Origin of the sequence: Propioniciclava soli (assembly GCF_038502305.1) — a bacterium.
In the GTDB taxonomy this organism is placed as follows: domain Bacteria; phylum Actinomycetota; class Actinomycetes; order Propionibacteriales; family Propionibacteriaceae; genus Propioniciclava; species Propioniciclava soli.
Map to the genome: position 1 here is coordinate 744697 of NZ_CP115965.1, position 18473 is coordinate 763169.

General features: G+C 72.0%; 15 protein-coding genes and 1 pseudogene. 4 read left to right on the forward strand and 12 right to left on the reverse strand.

The window, feature by feature from the left end:
- Positions 1-48: 48 nt before the first annotated feature.
- Positions 49-855: pseudogene (locus PCC79_RS03335) on the forward strand (Bax inhibitor-1/YccA family protein); the annotation flags it as partial.
- 86 nt (positions 856-941) lie between these two features.
- On the opposite strand, the gene PCC79_RS03340 reads toward PCC79_RS03335, so the two are convergent.
- Positions 942-1646: an NUDIX hydrolase gene (locus PCC79_RS03340; protein WP_332836197.1), complete on the reverse strand. Its 705-nt coding sequence runs from the start codon at positions 1644-1646 to the stop codon at positions 942-944.
- Positions 1647-1781: 135 nt separating this feature from the next.
- Between PCC79_RS03340 and ypfJ the strand changes: the two genes are divergently transcribed.
- Complete coding sequence (ypfJ, locus tag PCC79_RS03345) at positions 1782-2690, forward strand: KPN_02809 family neutral zinc metallopeptidase (RefSeq protein ID WP_232549602.1); 909 nt, start codon at positions 1782-1784, stop codon at positions 2688-2690.
- A gap of 47 nt (positions 2691-2737) precedes the next feature.
- Here ypfJ and PCC79_RS03350 read toward each other — a convergent pair whose 3' ends face one another.
- The 5 genes from PCC79_RS03350 to PCC79_RS03370 form a co-directional block, all read right to left on the reverse strand.
- Entirely contained in the window at positions 2738-3730 is a 993-nt protein-coding gene (locus tag PCC79_RS03350) for a hypothetical protein (RefSeq protein ID WP_232549603.1), read from the reverse strand.
- Positions 3731-3740: 10 nt separating this feature from the next.
- Positions 3741-5789, reverse strand: coding sequence for a S9 family peptidase (locus PCC79_RS03355; protein WP_342372997.1), 2049 nt, complete (start codon positions 5787-5789; stop codon positions 3741-3743).
- 133 nt (positions 5790-5922) lie between these two features.
- Positions 5923-7278: a glycoside-pentoside-hexuronide (GPH):cation symporter gene (locus tag PCC79_RS03360; protein WP_342372998.1), complete on the reverse strand. Its 1356-nt coding sequence runs from the start codon at positions 7276-7278 to the stop codon at positions 5923-5925.
- Positions 7279-7302: 24 nt separating this feature from the next.
- Positions 7303-7914 (reverse strand): YwiC-like family protein, encoded by a 612-nt coding sequence (locus tag PCC79_RS03365; RefSeq protein WP_342373588.1) that lies wholly within the window; start codon positions 7912-7914, stop codon positions 7303-7305.
- Entirely contained in the window at positions 7899-8942 is a 1044-nt protein-coding gene (locus PCC79_RS03370) for a class I SAM-dependent methyltransferase (protein ID WP_342372999.1), read from the reverse strand. Before PCC79_RS03370 ends, PCC79_RS03365 begins: the two co-directional genes overlap by 16 nt.
- 232 nt (positions 8943-9174) lie before the next feature.
- On the opposite strand from PCC79_RS03370, the gene ppdK reads away from it, so the two are divergent.
- Positions 9175-11826, forward strand: coding sequence for a pyruvate, phosphate dikinase (gene ppdK, locus PCC79_RS03375; protein ID WP_232549607.1), 2652 nt, complete (start codon positions 9175-9177; stop codon positions 11824-11826).
- Positions 11827-11888: 62 nt separating this feature from the next.
- On the opposite strand, the gene deoC is transcribed toward ppdK, so the two are convergent.
- Positions 11889-12557, reverse strand: coding sequence for a deoxyribose-phosphate aldolase (gene deoC / locus PCC79_RS03380; RefSeq protein WP_342373000.1), 669 nt, complete (start codon positions 12555-12557; stop codon positions 11889-11891).
- A gap of 197 nt (positions 12558-12754) precedes the next feature.
- Here deoC and PCC79_RS03385 point away from each other — a divergent pair, with 197 nt between their 5' ends.
- Entirely contained in the window at positions 12755-14314 is a 1560-nt protein-coding gene (locus PCC79_RS03385; protein ID WP_232549609.1) for a succinic semialdehyde dehydrogenase, read from the forward strand.
- A gap of 70 nt (positions 14315-14384) precedes the next feature.
- Here PCC79_RS03385 and PCC79_RS03390 read toward each other — a convergent pair whose 3' ends face one another.
- The 5 genes from PCC79_RS03390 to PCC79_RS03410 all read right to left on the reverse strand — a co-directional run bounded on the left by PCC79_RS03390 (position 14385) and on the right by PCC79_RS03410 (position 18420).
- The gene (locus tag PCC79_RS03390; protein WP_232549610.1) at positions 14385-15344 is read right to left on the reverse strand and encodes a 1-phosphofructokinase family hexose kinase; all 960 of its coding nucleotides are present in this window, start codon (positions 15342-15344) and stop codon (positions 14385-14387) included.
- A gap of 80 nt (positions 15345-15424) precedes the next feature.
- Positions 15425-16870 carry a sensor histidine kinase gene (locus PCC79_RS03395; protein WP_232549611.1) on the reverse strand — a complete coding sequence of 482 codons (1446 nt, stop codon included), beginning with the start codon at positions 16868-16870 and terminating at the stop codon, positions 15425-15427.
- On the reverse strand, positions 16867-17598 hold the full coding sequence (locus PCC79_RS03400) for a response regulator transcription factor (RefSeq protein ID WP_232549612.1): 732 nt from the start codon (positions 17596-17598) through the stop codon (positions 16867-16869). The genes PCC79_RS03395 and PCC79_RS03400 overlap by 4 nt, the downstream gene beginning before the upstream one ends.
- Positions 17599-17690: 92 nt before the next feature.
- Positions 17691-17990, reverse strand: coding sequence for an acylphosphatase (locus PCC79_RS03405; protein WP_232549613.1), 300 nt, complete (start codon positions 17988-17990; stop codon positions 17691-17693).
- A 1-nt stretch (position 17991) separates the two neighbouring features.
- Complete coding sequence (locus PCC79_RS03410; protein WP_232549614.1) at positions 17992-18420, reverse strand: CBS domain-containing protein; 429 nt, start codon at positions 18418-18420, stop codon at positions 17992-17994.
- Positions 18421-18473 lie beyond the last annotated feature (53 nt).

The window sequence follows — 18473 nt, forward strand, 5'->3', positions numbered from 1 at the left end:
AGCGTTGTCTACAATGAGTTCACGATCCTGACCGATGAAAGGCCAGACATGCGCAGTTCCAACCCCGTGTTCGCACGCAGCGAGCAGTTCGCCACGCAGCAGCAGACCTATGGGCAGCAGGGCTACGGCCAGCCCACCTACGACGCCCAGCCGCAGGGTTACGGCCAGCCGTACGGCGCGCCGCAAACCCCGCCGCCGGCCGGCGTCATGACCATCGACGACGTCATCACCAAGTCCGCCATCATGATGGGCTCGGTGTTCCTCGTCGCGGCGCTGACCTTCCTGTTCCTGCCCATCAGCCTGGTCACTCCGGTCGCCCTGGCGTCGGGCCTCATGACGTTCGTCGTCGTGCTGTTCGTGTCGTTCCGCCGCCAGATCAGCCCGGCATTCGTGGGGCTGTTCTCGATCGTCGAGGGCGTCTTCGTCGGCGCGTTCAGCGCCATGTTCAACTACCTCTACGACGGCATAGTCGTCCAGGCCGTGCTCGCCACGTTCGTGGCGGCTGCCGCCACCCTGGCCGCCTACAAGTTCCTGCGCATCAAGGTGACGAGCCAGTTCCGCAAGATCATCACGATCGGCACCTTCGCGTTCGCCGGCCTCGTGCTGGTGAACCTCGGCCTCGCGCTGTTCGGTGTCGACACCGGCCTGCGCGGCATCGGTGCGGCGGCCGGCCCGCTGGCCTGGATCATCTCGATCGTCGCCCTGTTCCTCGCGGTGGCCAACCTCATCATGGACTTCGACTACATCGAGCAGGGCGTCCGCAACCGCCTGCCGGCGTCGGAGTCGTGGCGCGCGGCGTTCGGCCTGACCGTCACGATGGTCTGGCTGTACACCGAGATCCTGCGCGTGCTCAGCTACTTCCGCAGCAACTGAGCTGAGCGTTCCCGGTACGCAGACGGCCCCCGCACCCTCGTGGTGCGGGGGCCGTCGGCGTTCGCGCCTCAGCGCGTGCGCCACCCGTGCAGGACGGCCTTGGCGTGCTTGCCGAGCAGGGCGCGGGAGCCGTTGATCCAGTCGACGTCGCGCAGGGCGTCCACCGGTACCCAGCGGGAGCCGGACGTCGTCCCGCCGACGTCGTGGACGACCGGATCGGCGGGGTGGTGGCAGTGGGCGGCATAGATGAGGCGGACGGCGTGGAAGTCCTCGACGACGCCGGTGGGGGAGTGACCGATCCAGTGGTCGGACTGGAGATCGAGGAAGCGGACCACCTCGATGTCCTGGCCCGTCTCCTCGAACACCTCTCGCTGCACGGTGGCCGCCGGGTTCTCGCCGGGATCGATGCCGCCGCCGGGCAGGCCCCACATGCCGGGGACGGCGGTCCGGTCGGAGAACTCGGTGGCGAGCACCCCGCGGTCGGACACCACGATCGCGTAGGCGGCCAGCCGTTGGCGGACGACGGGGTCCACGACCGGCTCGTCCTTGCGGAGGGTCGTCCGGGTGCGTTGCGGGCCGCGGGGGGTGATGGGGCGTCGGTGCGGCATCACCAGGAGGGTGACGGTCAGGTCGTCCACCATGCCGGTGGCGCTCAGCGGGCGCAGGACGCGGTAACCCTCCTCCCAGGCCAGCTGGTAGGGGTCCTGCCCGTGGCCGAGCAAGGTGCTGAGGGCGGGGTTTCCACCCGGAACCTCCACACCCACGATCTGCACCCGTCCCATCTTGGCGCGCCCGTGCGGCTGAACCAAACACCTCCGGGCGGCGTGGTGCCACCCGCGCGGGGCATGGTGTCGTGCCGCGGCGAGCAGCTATGCTCCGAGCACTGAGCCCGACCGAGGAGGACAACGGTGCAGTTCAATCGCAATGCCCGCCTGGATTCGTCGCAGGTGCGCTCCTCCGGGGGCGGCGGCCGCAGCGGGCGCGGCGGCGGCATCGCCGTGGGCGGCGGCGCGAGCATCATCATCGTGATCCTCGCCCTGTTGTTCGGCTTCAACCCGGGCGACCTGCTGGGCGGGGGCACGGGCACGACGACCGGCACGAGCGGCTCCACCGGCACCGGCTCGGGGGCAGGCACGACCGACGCCTACGCCGACTGTGAGACGGGGGCCGACATCGAGGCCAACCCGGAGTGCCGGTGGGTGGCCTACACGAACTCCATCCAGGCCTACTGGACGCAGGCGCTGCCGGGCTACCAGGTCACCGAGACGCGCACCTTCAGCCAGGGCGTGCAGACGGCCTGCGGCCAGGCCACCTCCGATGTCGGCCCGTTCTACTGCCCGGCCGACCAGTACGTGTATCTCGACACGTCGTTCTTCGAGGGATTGTTGGCGCAGCTCGGGGCCGAGGGTGGCTACGCCGCCGAGGCCTACGTGATCGCCCACGAGTATGGCCACCACATCCAGAACCTGACCGGGACGATGGAGCAGGTGCAGCGCCAGGGGCAGACGACCGGCCCGGATTCCCCGGCCGTGCGGCTCGAGCTGCAGGCCGACTGCTACGCCGGCGTGTGGTTCCGGTTCGCCGACAACGACCCCGACGGGCCCATCGCGCAGATCACCCAGGACGACCTCAACCGGGCCATCGACGCGGCCGAGACGGTCGGCGACGACCACATCCAGGAAACCATGCAGGGCACGGTCACGCCCGAGAACTGGACGCACGGCAGCTCCGAACAGCGCAAGCAGTGGCTGTGGACGGGGTACGAGACCGGCGACCCGAACCGCTGCAACACGTTCTCCGCGGGGGCGATGGGCTGACGGTCCGCCGCCGGACGCCGCGCCCGGCCGGTCAGCCGGGGAGCCAGTCAGCCGGGGAGGGGCCTGCCCGTGAGATCCGTGGTCACGGTGTCGCTGCCGATCGTGCAGTGCAACCGCGGCGCGGTGGTGCCCTCGCGGCGGTCGACGAGGCAGCTCCACGGCTGGTCGTAGGTGTAGGCCCCGGCGTCGCGGCGGGCGTCCACCACCTGCCACACCACGTCGGGGTCGACCAGCGCGGGGTCGAAGGGCCGCAGCGTGGTCGCCTCGGTGCGCTGGGTCACGATGACCGGCGTGCGGGCCGGGCGCTGGTGCCGGGTGATCGTGCCCGGCTCGTCGCCGACGACATCGGCGTACACCCCGAGGTCGGAGCCGAAGCCGAGCTGCAGCACGCTGCCCCGCCGGCCCACCGCGGCCTCGTAGGCGGTGCGGACGCCGTCGCCCGAGGTGAAGTCGAGCGTCGGCACCAGCGTGCCGTCGGGGTGGAAGAACACGGTGCGTGACTCCGGGTTGGTCGTCACGGTCATGGAGACCTGGCCGCCGGAGTACTCCACGATCTGGAGCTCTTGCCCCGCGTCGGACCCCGACACCGCGACGCCCGCGCGGAACAGGGCGCCCACGTCGTCCAGGGCGTAGTCGTCCGGCACGAACGTCGCCTGGTCGACGTTGTGGATGTCGGACTGCACCGGCGCGATCGTGCCGTCGCGGTAGGCCCACGTCTGGGCCACGCCGTCCTCCACGACGGCGACGGACGCCTCGGTGCGCGACACCGACACCATGATCGCGCGGCGCGCGCCGGACGCGGCCAGCAGCTCGTCCACCACCGCGCGAGCGACGCCGGGCTCGGTGAGATCGACCGTGGCCTCCGCCGGCGAGGGGGACGCGGACGGTGTCGGCGACGCGGTCGCGGGCGGCGGTGGGGTGCTGGGGCTCGGCGCCGGGGAGGCCAGGGGAGCGCAGGCGGCGACGCCCACCACCGTCGCCACGGCGACGGACAGCGGGACGGCCACCGCCGTGGCCCGAGTGCGGCCCGGACTCCTCACCCCTGGGAGCCTACTCGCGCCCCCGAGCAGCCGACACGGGCAGGTGCCTGTCCCACCAGTCGAGGATCTTCTCGAACCGCTGCCGCCGGTGCCACGGCGTGCCCGAGCGCGACAGCTCGTGGTTCTCGCCGGGAAAGACGAGCAGCTCGGCCTCGACCCCGTGGCTCTTCAGCGACGCGTAGTAGCGCAACCCCTGCGCGAGGGGGCAGCGCAGGTCGAGCTCGGAGTGCACGACGAACGTCGGCGTTTGCACCTGGTGGGTCAGCAACGTCGGCGACTGCCGGTTCTGCTGCTCGAGGTCGGCACCGTTGTACTGCGGCATGAAGAACCAGCCGATGTCGGACGCCCCCAGGAACGACGCCGGGTCGAGGAACCCACGCTCCACGATCGCCCCGGCGAACCGGTGGTCGTGAGCGATGATCCAGGCCGTCAGGTAGCCGCCGTAACTGCCGCCCATGATGCCGACGCGGTCGGCGTCCAGGCCCGGGACGGTCGCGGTCGCGTGGTCGAGGAAGCCGAGGACGTCGGTCATGTCCAGGTCACCGAAGGCGTACCGGATCGCGGCGCCGTGCTCCTCGCCATAACCGGCCGCGCCGCGCGGATTGCAGGCGACCACCGCGTACCCGGCCGCCACGAACACCTGCCACTCGTCGAAGAAGGTGCTCGGGTAGCTGGCGTAGGGCCCGCCGTGGATGGTGAGCAGCACCGGGTGCGGCCCCTCGCCCTCGGGCACGAGCGTCCAGCCGTGCACGGGGTGGCCGTCCGGTGAGGTGCTCACCAGCTCCCGCGGCTCGACGATCGTGGTCGCCTCGCGCAGGCCGGCGGCGAAGTCGGTGAGCAGGCGGACGCCGCCGCCGTCGATGCGTGCCACCTCCCCGGGGGTGTCGACGTCGGTGACCGTCGCGACGACGGCGTCCGACCCGGGTACCGGCTCGGCCCACAGCACGGTCGGGTGGCCCTCGTGCAGGGTGGTGACGGTGCCGTCGGCCCTCACGCGGAGCAGCGTGGACGTGCCGCGCTGCGCGGCGATCACGAGCACCGCGTCGTCGCCGACCGGAACCGGGGCGCTGGCCAACTCGACCGTCGCCGGATCGGTGAGGCGGCGCGGCTCCCCGCCGTCGACGGGGGTGGCGTACAGCGCCTGGTTGGTGGCGACGAAGTCGAGCCCGGACTCGCCGAGGTCGCTGCCCAGGCAGAACAGGGTGGCGCCGTCGCGGGAAGGGGTGGCGTGGTCGAACGTGAGCCGCGCGTCCACGGCCACGGGCTCGACCGGGGCCGGCGTGTTCGCGTCGTCGGGTTTCGGGGCGGCATCGGCGAGCCGGACGCGGTGGATTCCCGTGCGCAGCGTCTCGTCCCGGTCGGCCTCCCGGGCGGAGGTGAAGAGGATCGACGCACCGTCCGGGCTGAAGACCGGATCGGTGGCGTCGAAGGCGCCCGTGGTCAGCTCGGTCGCCGTGGGGACGGGCGAGAACGGTGTGTCGGCATCGACGGCCGCGGCGGCGCGTCCGACGGGTGTGATGGGCGGCTCGGCGTCCGGGTCGGGCACGTCGACGACGAACAACCGGCGGCGCCGGTCGGTGGACCAGCCGAGTCCGTTGGCCTGGATCTGGTTGCCCGCGAGGTGGCGGGGATCCTCCTGGGCGGGGGAGACGCCGTCGACGGTGCCGTAGCGGCCCTCCTCGGCGACGCGGGCGACGAACGCGATGCGGCCGGCGTCCGGCGACCAGCAGAAGGCGCCCACGCCCATCGGGGCGGTGGTGACCTGGGCGGCCTCGCCGCCGTCGGTGCGGACGACGAACACCTGCGGGCGGCCGTCGGCGTCGCCGCGCAGGAAGCCGAGGAGCCGGCCGTCCGGGCTGAACCGGGGGGTGGCGTCGTTGACGCCGCGGGTGAGGCGGCGGGGCGCGTCGGTGCCGCTGAGGTCGACCCGCCACAGCTGGCCGACGTAGGCGTCGGCGGCGAAGCTGGGCCGGGTGGCGGCGACGACGGCCCACGTGCCGTCGGGGTGGACGGCGGGGGCACAGGGGGTCAGGAGCAACTCGAGCTGGTCAGGACGCATGCCCGGAAGCCTACGGGCACCCGCCGCACCTGGGATTTGGACCCGAGGAAATGGCGCCATGGCGCCATTTCCTCGGGTCCAAACGCCATGCGGGCGGCATCCCCATCCCATGCGGGCGGGATCCCAATGCCACTCAGGCGGGGTCGAGCTCCCCGCGCTCGGCGAGGTCGGCGACGATGCGGGCGTGGAACGCCTCGTCGATGCGGAACCAGCGCCGCTGCACGAGGTACGCGGCCACGACGAGCAGCATGGGGATGACCATCATCATGATCCGCATGCCGAGCAGGCCCCCGGCCGACACGTCGTCCGGCGTCGCCGCCGCGTTGATGCCGGTCAGGATCACGGTGGCGCCCACCACGGCTGTCGCGAGCGCGCCGGCCACCTTGTTGATGAACGGCTGCAGCGCGAAGGTGACCGCGGTGTTGCGGCGTCCGGTGCGCCACTGGCCGTACTCGATGCAGTCGGTCAGCGCCATCATGACGAGCAGCACGATGAACGCGTTGGCGACGAACAGCAGCAGCCCGGCGATGCCGATGGGCACGATGTTCATCGGCGCGAAGAAGAACAGCACGTAGCCGGCCACGCACATCGCCATGGCGGTCGTGAACAGCTGGCGGCGGGTCAGGCGCCGGCGCAGCAGCGGGAACAGCGCGAACCCCAGCAACTGCGCCACCCCCAGCACCGCCGCGAACGGGGTGTACATGCCCGGGTCGCGGTAGGCGTAGGTGAAGAAGTAGACCCCGAAGGTCGTGGTGGTCACGTACCCCGTCGTGAACAGGATCATCGTGACCGACGTCACCACCAGCTGGTCGTTGCCCAGCACGATGGACGCCAGCTCGCGCAGCGTCGTGCGCTGCTGCGGCAGGACGTGGGCGGGCTGCCTCACCCCGACCAGCGTGACCGCCTGGAACGCGATGGTGGCGAGCACGGCCACCACCATGAAGGTCGTCCACGCCCCGGGGCCACCGCCCAGCGCCGCCGTCGCCGGGATCACCGAGGTGACGGCGGCGAACAACCCGATCGTGGCGAAGACCTTCGTGAGCGAACCGATGCGCTCCCGCTCGCCGGGATCCAGGGTCAGCGCCGGCAGCAACGACCAGTAGGGGATGTCGTTGGTCGTCCACGCCAGCCCCCACCCCAGGTAGACCACCGCGAAGAACGCGACGAACGCCGGCCCCCGCAGCCCGAGATCGGTGAACAACAGCACCGCGAACACCGACGACGCCACGATGCCGGCGGCGATCCACGGCTTGTAGGGCCCCCAGCGCGTTCGCGTGTTGTCGACGATGCCGCCCATGATGATGTCGGTGAACGCGTCGAACAGGCGCGCCGCCAGCAGGATGCCGTTGACGGCCCACATCGTCACATCGTCCAGGTCGAGCACCTCGGTGAGGAACACGATCAGGAACATCGTGACCATCGTGTAGACGAAGTCGCGCCCGAGCGTGCCCACGGCGAAGGCCCACGTGGTCCGCCGCGCCGAGGTCATGCGAGCAAGGTAGCGCCTCGCGGCTCACCACCAGGCGAAACAGGCCACCAACACGGCACAGAACCCGATCTCGATCAGGCCGATCTGTGGGGGCGTCAACGCCGGGACGCGGCGCGGCACCACCGCGGCGCGGGCGGTGGCGGCGGCGAAGAACACCGCCCACCAGACGGGCAGGACGCCGGCGGACGCCAACCCCGCGGCGAGCAGCGTGGCAGCCCCGTGCCAGGCCAGGGACGCCGCCAGGTACGCGCGCGAGCCGCGCTCGCGGATGGTCGTCTTCACGTACCAGACGGTGCCGAAGAAGTAGGCGAACGACCCCAGCACCGCGACCAGCGTCGCGCCCGCGTCGGGGGCGCTCGGCCAGGCGAACGGGTCGGGTTGGGCGGCCACGGCGGCCATGACGGACGCCGCCGCGACGGTCAGCGCGCCCCCGGTCACCGACCGCTCCCGCCGCCGGGCCGCCAGGACGAGGGCGGGGGCCAGCAACGGCACGAAGGCGACGACCCACCTCGCCAACGACGCCCCGGTGAGCGCGAGCGCCATCAGCCCGAACGCCGCCGCGACGGCCGCCGAGACCACCAGTGGACGCACCCACGCGGGTCGGCGTCCGGGCGGGGTGCTCAGACTTCGGGGGATTCGGGCTGTTTGAGGGAGCGGGTCACGAGGTAGGTGCGGTCCCGGGCCTCGATGGTGGTGACGCCGACGTGGCGCCGCAGGGCGGGCAGGTAGGGCAGGTGGCTGTTGAACACCAGCCACAGCTCACCACCGGGGCGCAGCACGTCACCGGCGCGTTCGATCATCTCCAGCGATGGGGTGGAGTCCTTGGCGGCGCCGCGGTGAAACGGCGGGTTGCTCACGATGAGGTCGGCGCCGCCGGCCGGCGTCCGCCCGAAGCCGTCCGAACGGCGGGTGCCGACGCTGACGTGGTTGACGGCGGCGGTCATCCGCGTGGATTGCAGGGCCTGCTGGGAGACGTCGATGCCGGAGACGGCGAAGCCACGGACGGCCAGCCAGGCGGCGATGATGCCCGAGCCGCAGCCGAAGTCGATCGCGATGCCGCGCGTGGGGGGCGGGGTCGGCCCGGTGGGTGGGGGGAGGATGCGGCCGAGGGTGCGCAGCAGCAGGTGGGTGCCGTCGTCCAGCCGGTTGGTGTGGAAGACGTTGCCGCGCGCGACGACGGTGAGGTCGACCTCGGGGAGGTGGCGGCGCATCGGCCAGCGTGGGTGGACGGGGTGGGCGCCGGTGGCGTGGATCACGCGGGACTTCTGGCGTCCGAGGCTGGCCCGCACGTCGTGGAATGCGCGGCCGAGGGCGTCGTTCTGGGCGGGGGTCATGTGCTTGGTGCGTCCGCCGGCGACGACCCGGCCCGCGGGTCGGAGCCAGCAGGCGAGGGTCTCGGCGGTGTCCTCCACCGCGGACACGGCCCTGGGGAGCCGCCACAACACGGTGTCGGGCACCCAGTCCTCCGAGCCGAGCCCGTCGAAGACATGGGCGCGGGGGAGCTGGGCCTGGTCGCGGACGTCGTCGCACCAGGCGCGGACGTCGGCGCCCTGGCGGACGGCCTCGCGCGTCAGGGCGCCGTCCACGTCGTCGAGCACGAACACGCGCCCGCTGAGCGGCCCGGCCTCATCAAGGATCAGTGAAGCAACCGGGTCCACGCTCATACGACCGAGTGTAGTAGAGGTGACGAAAAAGACGGTTGCGGTTGCCTTCGTTTGGCCGTGGCTCCGTGCCCGGGCCTGTCCACCTGATGGAAGGTCACGCGGGTTTCGCGGCGGCCGGGGCGAACCGACTACCGTGGGCCCCGGGTCACACGCCCGCCGGGTTGCTCCCACCGGCGGCCGACGGGACCCGCGCACAGAGGCGTGGCGGAGCACGAAGGAGTGACCTGTTCAGATGACCGAGACGAAGTACGTCTACGACCTCAGCGAGGGAGACATCTCGCTGAAGCCCCTGCTCGGTGGCAAGGGTGCCAATCTCGCCGAGATGGCGAAGATCGGGGTGCCCGTTCCGGACGCGTTCACCGTGACCACGCAGGCGTGCGTGGCCGCCATGAACAACGGCGGGGACTGGCCCGAGGGGCTCGACCAGCAGGTCGCCGACGGCCTCGCGCGTCTGGAGGAGCGCACCGGCAAGAAGCTCGGCTCGGCCGAGAACCCGCTGCTCGTGTCCGTCCGGTCCGGCGCCGTGTTCTCCATGCCCGGCATGATGGACACGATCCTCAACCTGGGCATCTCCGACGAGACGGTGGACGCCGTCGCCGGGCTCGCCGACAACGAGCGCTTCGCGTGGGACTGCTACCGCCGCTTCATCCAGATGTACGGCGAGGTCGTCGAGGGCATCGCCCCGCACGTCTTCGAGGACGCGCTGACCGAGATGAAGGAGCGCAAGGGGGCGGAGCTCGACACCGATCTCTCCGCCGACGACCTGCGCGAGCTCACGGCCGAGTTCAAGGATCTCGCCAACGAGGCTCTGGGCGGCCACTGGACGACCGACCCGCGCGAGCAGCTCCTGCGTGCGGTGAACGCAGTCTTCAAGAGCTGGCTCAACCCGCGCGCCGAGGTGTACCGCAAGAGCCAGGGCATCAGCCGCAACCTCGGCACCGCCGTGAACGTGCAGCAGATGGTGTTCGGCAACCGCGGTGAGACGTCCGCGACCGGCGTCTGCTTCAGCCGCAACCCCTCCACCGGCGGCAAGGAGCTCTACGGCGAGTTCCTCACCAACGCCCAGGGCGAAGACGTGGTGGCGGGCATCCGCACGCCGCGCAACCTCGCGGAGATGGAGGAGGTGCTGCCGGAGGCGTTCGCCGAGCTGCTCGCGACGATGACGAAGCTCGAGCAGCACAACAAGGACATGCAGGACATGGAGTTCACGATCGAGGATCGCAAGCTCTACATGCTGCAGACCCGCAACGGCAAGCGGACGGCCGCCGCCGCCGTCAAGACGGCCGTCGACATGGTCGAGGAGGGGCTGATCACCACCGAGGAGGCCTTGCTGCGCGTCGAGCCGGCGCAGTTGGACGCCCTCCTCCACCCGGGCATCGACCCCGAGCACGGGCAGACCGCGATCGTGAAGGGCCTGCCCGCGTCACCCGGCGCGGCGGTGGGGGCGCTCTCGTTCAACGCCGACGACGCCGCCGAGCGGGGCGGCAAGGGCGAGAAGATCATCCTCGTCCGGTACGAGACGACGCCCGACGACATCCACGGCGTCATGGTCGCCCAGGGCGTCCTCACCGCGCACGGCGGCATGACCTCGCACGCGGCGGTGGTGGCGCGCGGCATGGGCATCACCTGCGTCGCCGGTGCGCCCGGCATCAAGATCGACCCCGTCGGGGAGAAGGTGTCGATCAACGGCACCACCTACGGCCGCGACGACGTGCTCACCCTGAACGGATCGACGGGCGAGGTGTTCGCCGGCGCGCTGGAGCTGGTGCCGCCGGACATCAACGAGGACTTCCAGAAGGTGGGTGCGTGGGCCGACGAGGCCCGGCGCCTCGGCGTCCGCGCCAACGCGGAGAACTTCGAGGACGCCTCGAAGGCCCGCGAGCTCGGCGCCGAGGGCATCGGCCTGGCTCGCACCGAGCACATGTTCATGGCGGCCGACCGGCTGCCCGCGGTGCGCAAGATGATCCTCGCCGACAACGAGGACCAGCGGGCCGCCGCGCTGGCCGAGATCCTCCCGATGCAGCAGAAGGACTTCGAGGCCATCTTCACGGCCATGAAGGGGCTGCCGGTCACCGTCCGGTTGCTCGACCCGCCGCTGCACGAGTTCCTGCCCAACCTCGTCGAGCAGAGCCTGCTCGTGCAGAAGCTGGAGCTCACGGGTGGCGACGCGTCCGAGCTGGAGGCCGAGCGCGTCACGCTCGCCCAGGTCAAGAAGTTGCACGAGCAGAACCCGATGCTCGGCACCCGCGGCTGCCGGCTGGCGATGCTGTACCCGTCGATCCCCGACATGCAGACGCGCGCGATCATCCGGGCGGCGCTCGCCGTGCAGGAGCGCGAGGGCGAGACCGTCGGCGTCGAGATCATGATTCCGCTGGTCGCGTTCGAGTCCGAGCTGCGCACCCAGCGCCAGATCGTGGTCGCGGCGGTGGAGGACGAGCTCGCGAGCGCCGGGGCGACGCTGGACTACACGGTGGGCACGATGATCGAGATCCCGCGCGCCGCCCTGGTGGCCGACGAGATCGCGAACGAGGCCGACTTCTTCAGCTTCGGCACCAACGACCTCACCCAGACCGGCATCGGCATCAGCCGGGACGACGCGGAGGCCGGCTTCCTCGGGGCCTACGTGGACGGCGAGGTCATCGCGGCCAACCCGTTCGCCTCGCTCGACACCTCCGGCGTGGGCCAGTTGGTGGAGATCGGGGTCGAGAAGGGCCGCCAGACCAAGGCGAAGCTCAAGACGGGCGTGTGTGGCGAGCACGGGGGTGACCCGGCGTCGATCGAGTTCTTCGACGCGGTGGGGCTCGACTACGTGTCGTGCTCGCCCTTCCGGGTGCCGATCGCGCGCCTCGCGGCGGCCCAGGCGGCGCTGCGCGCGAAGCGGTGAGCTGAGCTCAGCGAACCGAGGGGCCCGGACGCGCGGCGTCCGGGCCCCTCGTCGCGCACGGCTCAGTAGCCGTCGGCAGTGCCCCCGTCGAGCACCGCCCGGGTGCCGGAGAGGCCGAGCCGGGTGGCGCCGGCGGCCACCATCGCCGTGGCGGTCTCCCAGTCGCGGATGCCGCCGGAGGCCTTCACCCCGAGCCGCCCGCCCACCGTGGCGGCCATCAGCTCGACGGCGTGCACCGAGGCGCCGCCGGTGGGGTGGAAGCCGGTGGAGGTCTTGACGAAGTCGGCGCCGGCGGCCTCGGCGGCCCGGCAGGCCGCGACGATCTCCTCGTCGCTGAGCGCCGCCGACTCGATGATGACCTTGAGCACCGTCGGGGCGGGGGCGGCTTCGCGGACCGCCCGGATCTCGGCCTCGGTGTGGTCGGCGTCGCCGGCCTGGAGGCGGCCGATGTCGATCACCATGTCCACCTCGTCGGCTCCGTGGGCCACGGCCTCGGCCGCTTCGGCCGCCTTGGTGGCGGCGGTGTGCTTGCCGGACGGGAAGCCGCACACGGTGGCGAGCTTCACCTCGGCCAGGTCGGCGTCCACCGGCAACATCGAGGGGGACACGCAGATGGAGTAGGTGCCCAGGTCGGCCGCCTCGGCAGCCAGGGCCGCGACATCGGCGGGGGTCGCCGTGGGAGCGAGCAGCGTGTGGTCGACGAGGCGGGCGAGTTCGGCGCGGGTGGTCATGGGTCCTCCAGGGTCGGCGTGTGCACCCCCATTCCACACGATTCCAGCACACGATGCGTCGAACAGGCCCCCAAGGGCCTTCGCACGCATCGTGTGCTGGGATCGTGTGGAAGATCCTGCGCTGGAATCGTGTGTCCGTGGCGATCCGGGCTGAGCCGGATCCAAGGCCCGCGGGAGGGCGCGCCTAGGGTGGGGGCGTGACCCATGTTTCTGCCACCCGACTCCTGCCCGCCGCGACCGTGGCCCGGCTCACACAGCTGGTCCACGCCGAGGGGGCCACCACCCGGGCCACCTTCTCCCCGCTGGACGCCAGCGCGCTCGCCGAGATCCCGCAGTCGACGCCGGCGGACGTCGCCCAGGCCTGCGCGGTCGCACAAGCAGCTCAGCCCGAGTGGGCCGGGCTCGGCCCGGCGGCGCGGGGGAGGCGGCTGGTGGAGTTCCACGACCTGCTGCTGGCCCATCAGGCGCCGCTGGCCGATCTCATCGTCGCCGAGACCGGAAAGGCGCGCCGGGATGCGATCGAGGAGATCTTCCACGTCGCCATGACGGCCCGCTACTACGGCCAGCACGCGGCCCGCATCCTGCGTTCGGAGCGCCGGCCGGGCCTGTTCCCCGTGCTCACGCGCATCGACGTCCACCACCACCCCAAGGGCGTGGTCGGGGTCATCTCGCCGTGGAACTATCCCCTGACCATGGGCTTCAGCGACGGCCTGCCCGCCCTCGCGGCCGGCAACACCGTGGTCGCCAAGCCCGACGCCCAGACGATGCTCAGCGCCCTGGCCGGTCTGGAGTTGCTGCGCGAGGCCGGCGTGCCCGAGGGCGCCTGGCAGATCGTCGCCGGCCCCGGTGACGTGATCGGTGGTGCGATCATCGACCACACCGACCACGTGTGTTTCACCGGCTCCACCCCCACGGGCCGGCTCGTGGCCGCCCGCGCGGGGCAGCGGCTCATCGGCGCATCGCTGGAGCTGGGCGGCAAGAACCCCATGATCGTCTGCGCGGACGCCGACCTGGACGCCGCCGTCGACGGTGCCCTGCGGGGCTGCTTCGCCAACGCCGGGCAGCTGTGCGTCAGCTTCGAGCGGATCTACGTGGCGCGCGAGGTCTACGCCGACTTCCGCGACCGGTTCGTCGCGGCCGTCCGCGCGCTCGACCTGCGCGTCGGTCTGGCCTGGGAGCCCGATGTGGGCACCCTCACGAGCGAGGCGCAGCTCGCCAAGGTGTCCGACGCAGTGGAGGATGCGCGGGTCAAGGGCGCCACGGTGCTCACGGGCGGCCGGGCGCGCCCCGATCTGGCGCCCTGGTCCTACGAGCCGACCGTCCTGGAGGGCGTCCGCCCCGGCATGGCGTGCTGGCGCGAGGAGACGTTCGGGCCCGTGGTGGCCCTGTACCCGTTCGACGGCGAAGACGAGGCGGTCGACCTGGCCAACGACTCCGTCCACGGGCTCAACGCCTCGGTGTGGACCGCCGACCAGCGTCGCGGCCGCGCCCTGGCGAGCCGGATCCGCACCGGCACCGTCAACGTCAACGAGGCGATCGGGGCCACGTTCGCGTCCATGGCCGCGCCGATGGGCGGCATGCGGGATTCGGGTCTGGGCCGGCGGCAGGGGCCCGAGGGGCTGCTCCGGTTCACCGAGACCCAGGCGGTCGGCACGCAGCGCGGCCTGGGCCTCGGCACGCCCGCCGGGCAGACCAAGGAGCAGTTCGCGGCCACGATGACGAAGGGCCTGCGGCTCCTGCGCGCGCTGCGCAGGTGACGAGCGTCAGTGTCAGCCGGGGTCCGTGGGGCGTCGTGACCCGCTCACCACAGGAGCCCAGCAGCTCCGCTCACGAGGGAAGCTCGCTCACCAGGACGTCGATGGCGGCGGCGTCGGCGGGGCTCGGGGCCTCCGAGCCGGTCTTGCCGCTGCGCGCGGTGGCGTAGGCCAAGGCCTGGCGGAGTCGTTCGGGCTCGGCGGCCCCATCGATCTCGGCCATGAGGTAACCACCCATCGCGGCGGCGCCGCGTCCGATGGCCGTGACGGTCGCGGTGACCTCCGAACGCGCGTACCACCGGCCGTGGGGCGTGGCGAGCAGCGCGCCGTCGGCGGCCAGGGTGACCAGCACGCGGGGCAGCCCCGCGTCGGTGAGGGCGTGGATGTGCCGGGCGGCCGTGGTCACCCGATCGTCGCCATCGAGGCCGGTGAGGTCGATGCCGGTCACCTCGGCGAACTGGCGCATGTTCATGGTGAGCAGGTCGGGGGCGTCCGTATCGGCGTGGGACACCACCGAGTCGAGGCTGCCGCCGGAAGTCTGCACGGCGACCTTGACGCCGACGCCGTGGGCGGCGCGCCCCATCCGCACGTAGAGGTCGGCGGGCGACCCGGGGGGCAGCGACCCGCACAGCGCCAGCCAGTCGGCACCCGGGCTGGACGCCATGATCGTGCTCACCATGGCGGTCACCGATTCGGGCGCCAGTGGGTGACCCGGCTCGCGGATCAGCGTGGACAGCCCGCTGGTCACCATCGTGAAGTTCGTGCGGGCCAGGTGACCGATGGGGATGGTGCGGAACGGGATGCCGGTGGCGCGCACGGCGGCGACCAGCGGGTCGTTGCTGGCGGCGGGAAAGATGGCGAGCGTGGGGCGTCCGGCCCGGTGCACCGTGCCGGAGAGCTGCACGCCGCGGCCCCCCGGGTGCGCCGAGCTGGAGACCACGTGGTTGACCACGCTGGTCTCCAACGGGCCGGCCAGCAGCGCCGTCCGGTCCAGGCTCGGGTTCGCGGTGAACGTCACGATCACATCGGACACGCTAGTGGGGCAGCCGCGCGTCGGCCGGACGCGGCCGGTGCACGGACACGGCGTGTCGCCCCTCGGACACGTCCCTGGCCTCACGCCCCGCGGGGCAGGCGGACGGTGAACGTGGCGCCGCGGACGTGACCGGACTCGACGGCCACGGTGCCCCCGTGCGCGGAGACGACCGCAGCGACGATGGCCAGGCCGAGCCCGGTGCTGGAGGTGCCGCTGGCACGCACCCGGGCGGTGTCGGCGCGGGTGAACCGCTCGAACAAGGTGGCGCGGACGGCGTCCGGGATGCCGGGGCCGTCGTCGGCGACGCGGATCACCACGTCGTCGCCCTCGACCGTCAGGCTGGTGTGTACCGACGTGCCGGGCGGCGTGTGGGTGCGGGCGTTGGCGAAGAGGTTGACGAGCACCTGGTGCAGGCGGTGGGGGTCGGCCACGGCGGTGACGGGCTCGTCGGGCACGCTGACGGCCCAGTCGTGGTCGGGGCCGGCCGCCTGGGCGTCCGACACGGCGTTGACGACCAACTCGGTGAGGTCGACCGTGGTGCGCTGGACGTTCGGCCCGGAATCGAGCCGGGCCAGCAGCAGGAGGTCCTCGACGAGCGTCGACATGCGCGCCGACTCGGAGTCGATGCGGGTCAGGGCGTGTGCGGTGTCGGGGGGCAGCTCGTCGCGGTGGCGGCGGGTCAGCTCGGCGTAACCCCGGATCGCGGCCAGCGGGTTGCGCAGTTCGTGGCTGGCGTCGGCCACGAATTGGCGCACCTTCGTCTCGCTGCGCTGGCGTGCCGCGAGCGCCCCTTCGACGTTGTCGAGCATGTGGTTGAACGCGAGGCCGACCTGGCCCACCTCGCTCCGCGCGTCGGTGTCCGCCGCTGCCACCCGGACGCCGAGCGCCACGTCGCCGGAGTCGAGCGGCATGGACGACACCTGGTGGGCGGTGCCGGCGAGCCGCGCCAGCGGCACGAGGCTGCGCTCCACGACCTGGCGGGCGGCGAGAAAGGCGATGAGGATGGCCAGGGCGGTGAGCAGCGCCGCGGCGGCCACGATGGAGACCATGGAGGCGGTCAGCTCAGCGGTGGGCAGGCCGATGGCCACCCGCGAGTCGCCGGAGGCCAGCACGACGATCCGGTAGCCACCGACGCCGTCGACCGTCACGGAGCGGGGCGTGCGGCCGGTCTCGAGCGCGGTGAGTTGCGTCAGCGCGGCGTCGGGCAGCGCGGCGCGGCTCTGGTCCTCCTGCACGTACCCCACGACCTGGCTGCCGTGGACGGCGAACACCAGCAGGCCCTCGGTCTGGCCGGGGCCACCCGGGCCGGGCCGGATGCGGCCGTCGTTGTCGGCGTCACCGAAGTCGCGCGTCGCGTAGGAGGCCAGCCGTTGGTCGAGCTGGTTCTCCAGGATCTGGTGCATGGCCAGCGCCGTCAGCGCGGAGAGGAAGACGGCGATCACGGCCACCAGCGCGGTGGTGCGCAGCACCAGTTGCCGGGCCAGCGTGCCGCGCCCCAACGGTGTGACGCGGGCCGCGCGGCTCATGCCCCGGCCGGCTTCAGCACGTAGCCGGCGCCCCGCAGCGTGTGGATCATGGGGTCCCGGCCGGCGTCGACCTTCTTGCGCAGGTAGCTGATGTAGAGCTCCACCACGTTGGCCTGGCCGCCGAAGTCATAGTTCCAGACGCGGTCGAGGATCTGCGCCTTCGAGAGCACCCGGCGCGGGTTGCGCATCAGGTAGCGCAACAGCTCGAACTCGGTGGCGGTGAGCTGGATCTGTTCGCCGGCCCGGGTCACCTCGTGGGAGTCCTCGTCGAGCACCAAGTCGCCCACGACCAGTTCCGGCCCCGGACGCGCCGTCGTCGCGCCCGAGCGACGCAGCAGCCCGCGGAGTCGTGCGATCAGCTCCTCGAGGCTGAATGGTTTGGTCACGTAGTCGTCGCCACCCGCGGTGAGGCCCTGCACGCGGTCGTCCACCGCGTCCTTGGCCGTCAGGAAGATCACGGGCACGTCGGGCTGCTCGGTGCGGATGCGTCGCATCACCTCCAGGCCGTCGAAGTCCGGCAACATCATGTCGAGCACGATGGCGTCGGGTCGCGCGTCGCGCGCGGCCTGCACGGCGCCCGTGCCCGACGCGGCGGTCGTCACGTCCCACCCCTCGTAGCGCATCGCCATGCTCAGCAGCTCGGTGAGGCTGGGTTCGTCGTCCACGGTCAGGACGCGGATGGGGGTACCGTCGGGACGGGTCAACTGCTCGCGCTCAGTGCTGCTCATGGCTCCATCCTGTCCGTTTCCTGTGGGTGGCGGCTGGGCACCCGCTGTGTGTTTGCTGTGGATGGGTCGGCGCCTGCTCGGGTGGGCTCGGGTCAGCCGGTGGTGAAGTCGGTCAGCCGATCATCGGGACGCCGCGACTCCACCAGGTGCCCGCTCACGTGGCCCGGACGCCGGCGTCCGCCCCCACGCGCACCCCCCGGCGCGATCAGCGCATCGACGAGGGCGTCCACGGCCTCGGACGGGCCCTGGGCGTCCACCCTCACCCGGCCGTCGGCGAGGTTCTCGGCCGAGCCGACGACCCCGAGCCGCGCCGCCTCGCCGGCCACCCACCAGCGGAAACCGACACCCTGGACGAGGCCATCGACCCAGACGACCGTGCGGACGACCCCCACGTCAGGTGTGCAGGTAGCCGAGGAGGTGATTGCGCTCGTCGGTCAGCTGGTCGATGCGGTACTTGACGACGTCGCCGATGGACACCAGGGCGGCCAGCTCGCCGTTGACGACGATCGGGATGTGGCGGACGCGCTTGTCGGTCATGACGTGGGCGGTCTCCTCGATCGGGTCCTCCGGCGTACCGGTGACGACCTCGCCGGTCATCAGCTCGCGCACGGTGGCGTCCACGATGCCGTGGCCCGAGGCGGCGAGCCCGCGGACGACGTCGCGCTCGCTGACGATCCCGTCGATGTGGTGGCCGTCGGCCGAGACCACGACCGCGCCGATGTTGTGCTCGGCCATGAGGGCCACCAGGTCGGCGACGCTCGCGTCGGGGGAAAGGGTGACGACGGCGTTGCCCTTGCTCTTGATCACGTCGGAGAGCTTCATGCCGGGACGGTACCCCCGCCCCGGCGCGACGCGCCAGCACCACGGGCGGTGCG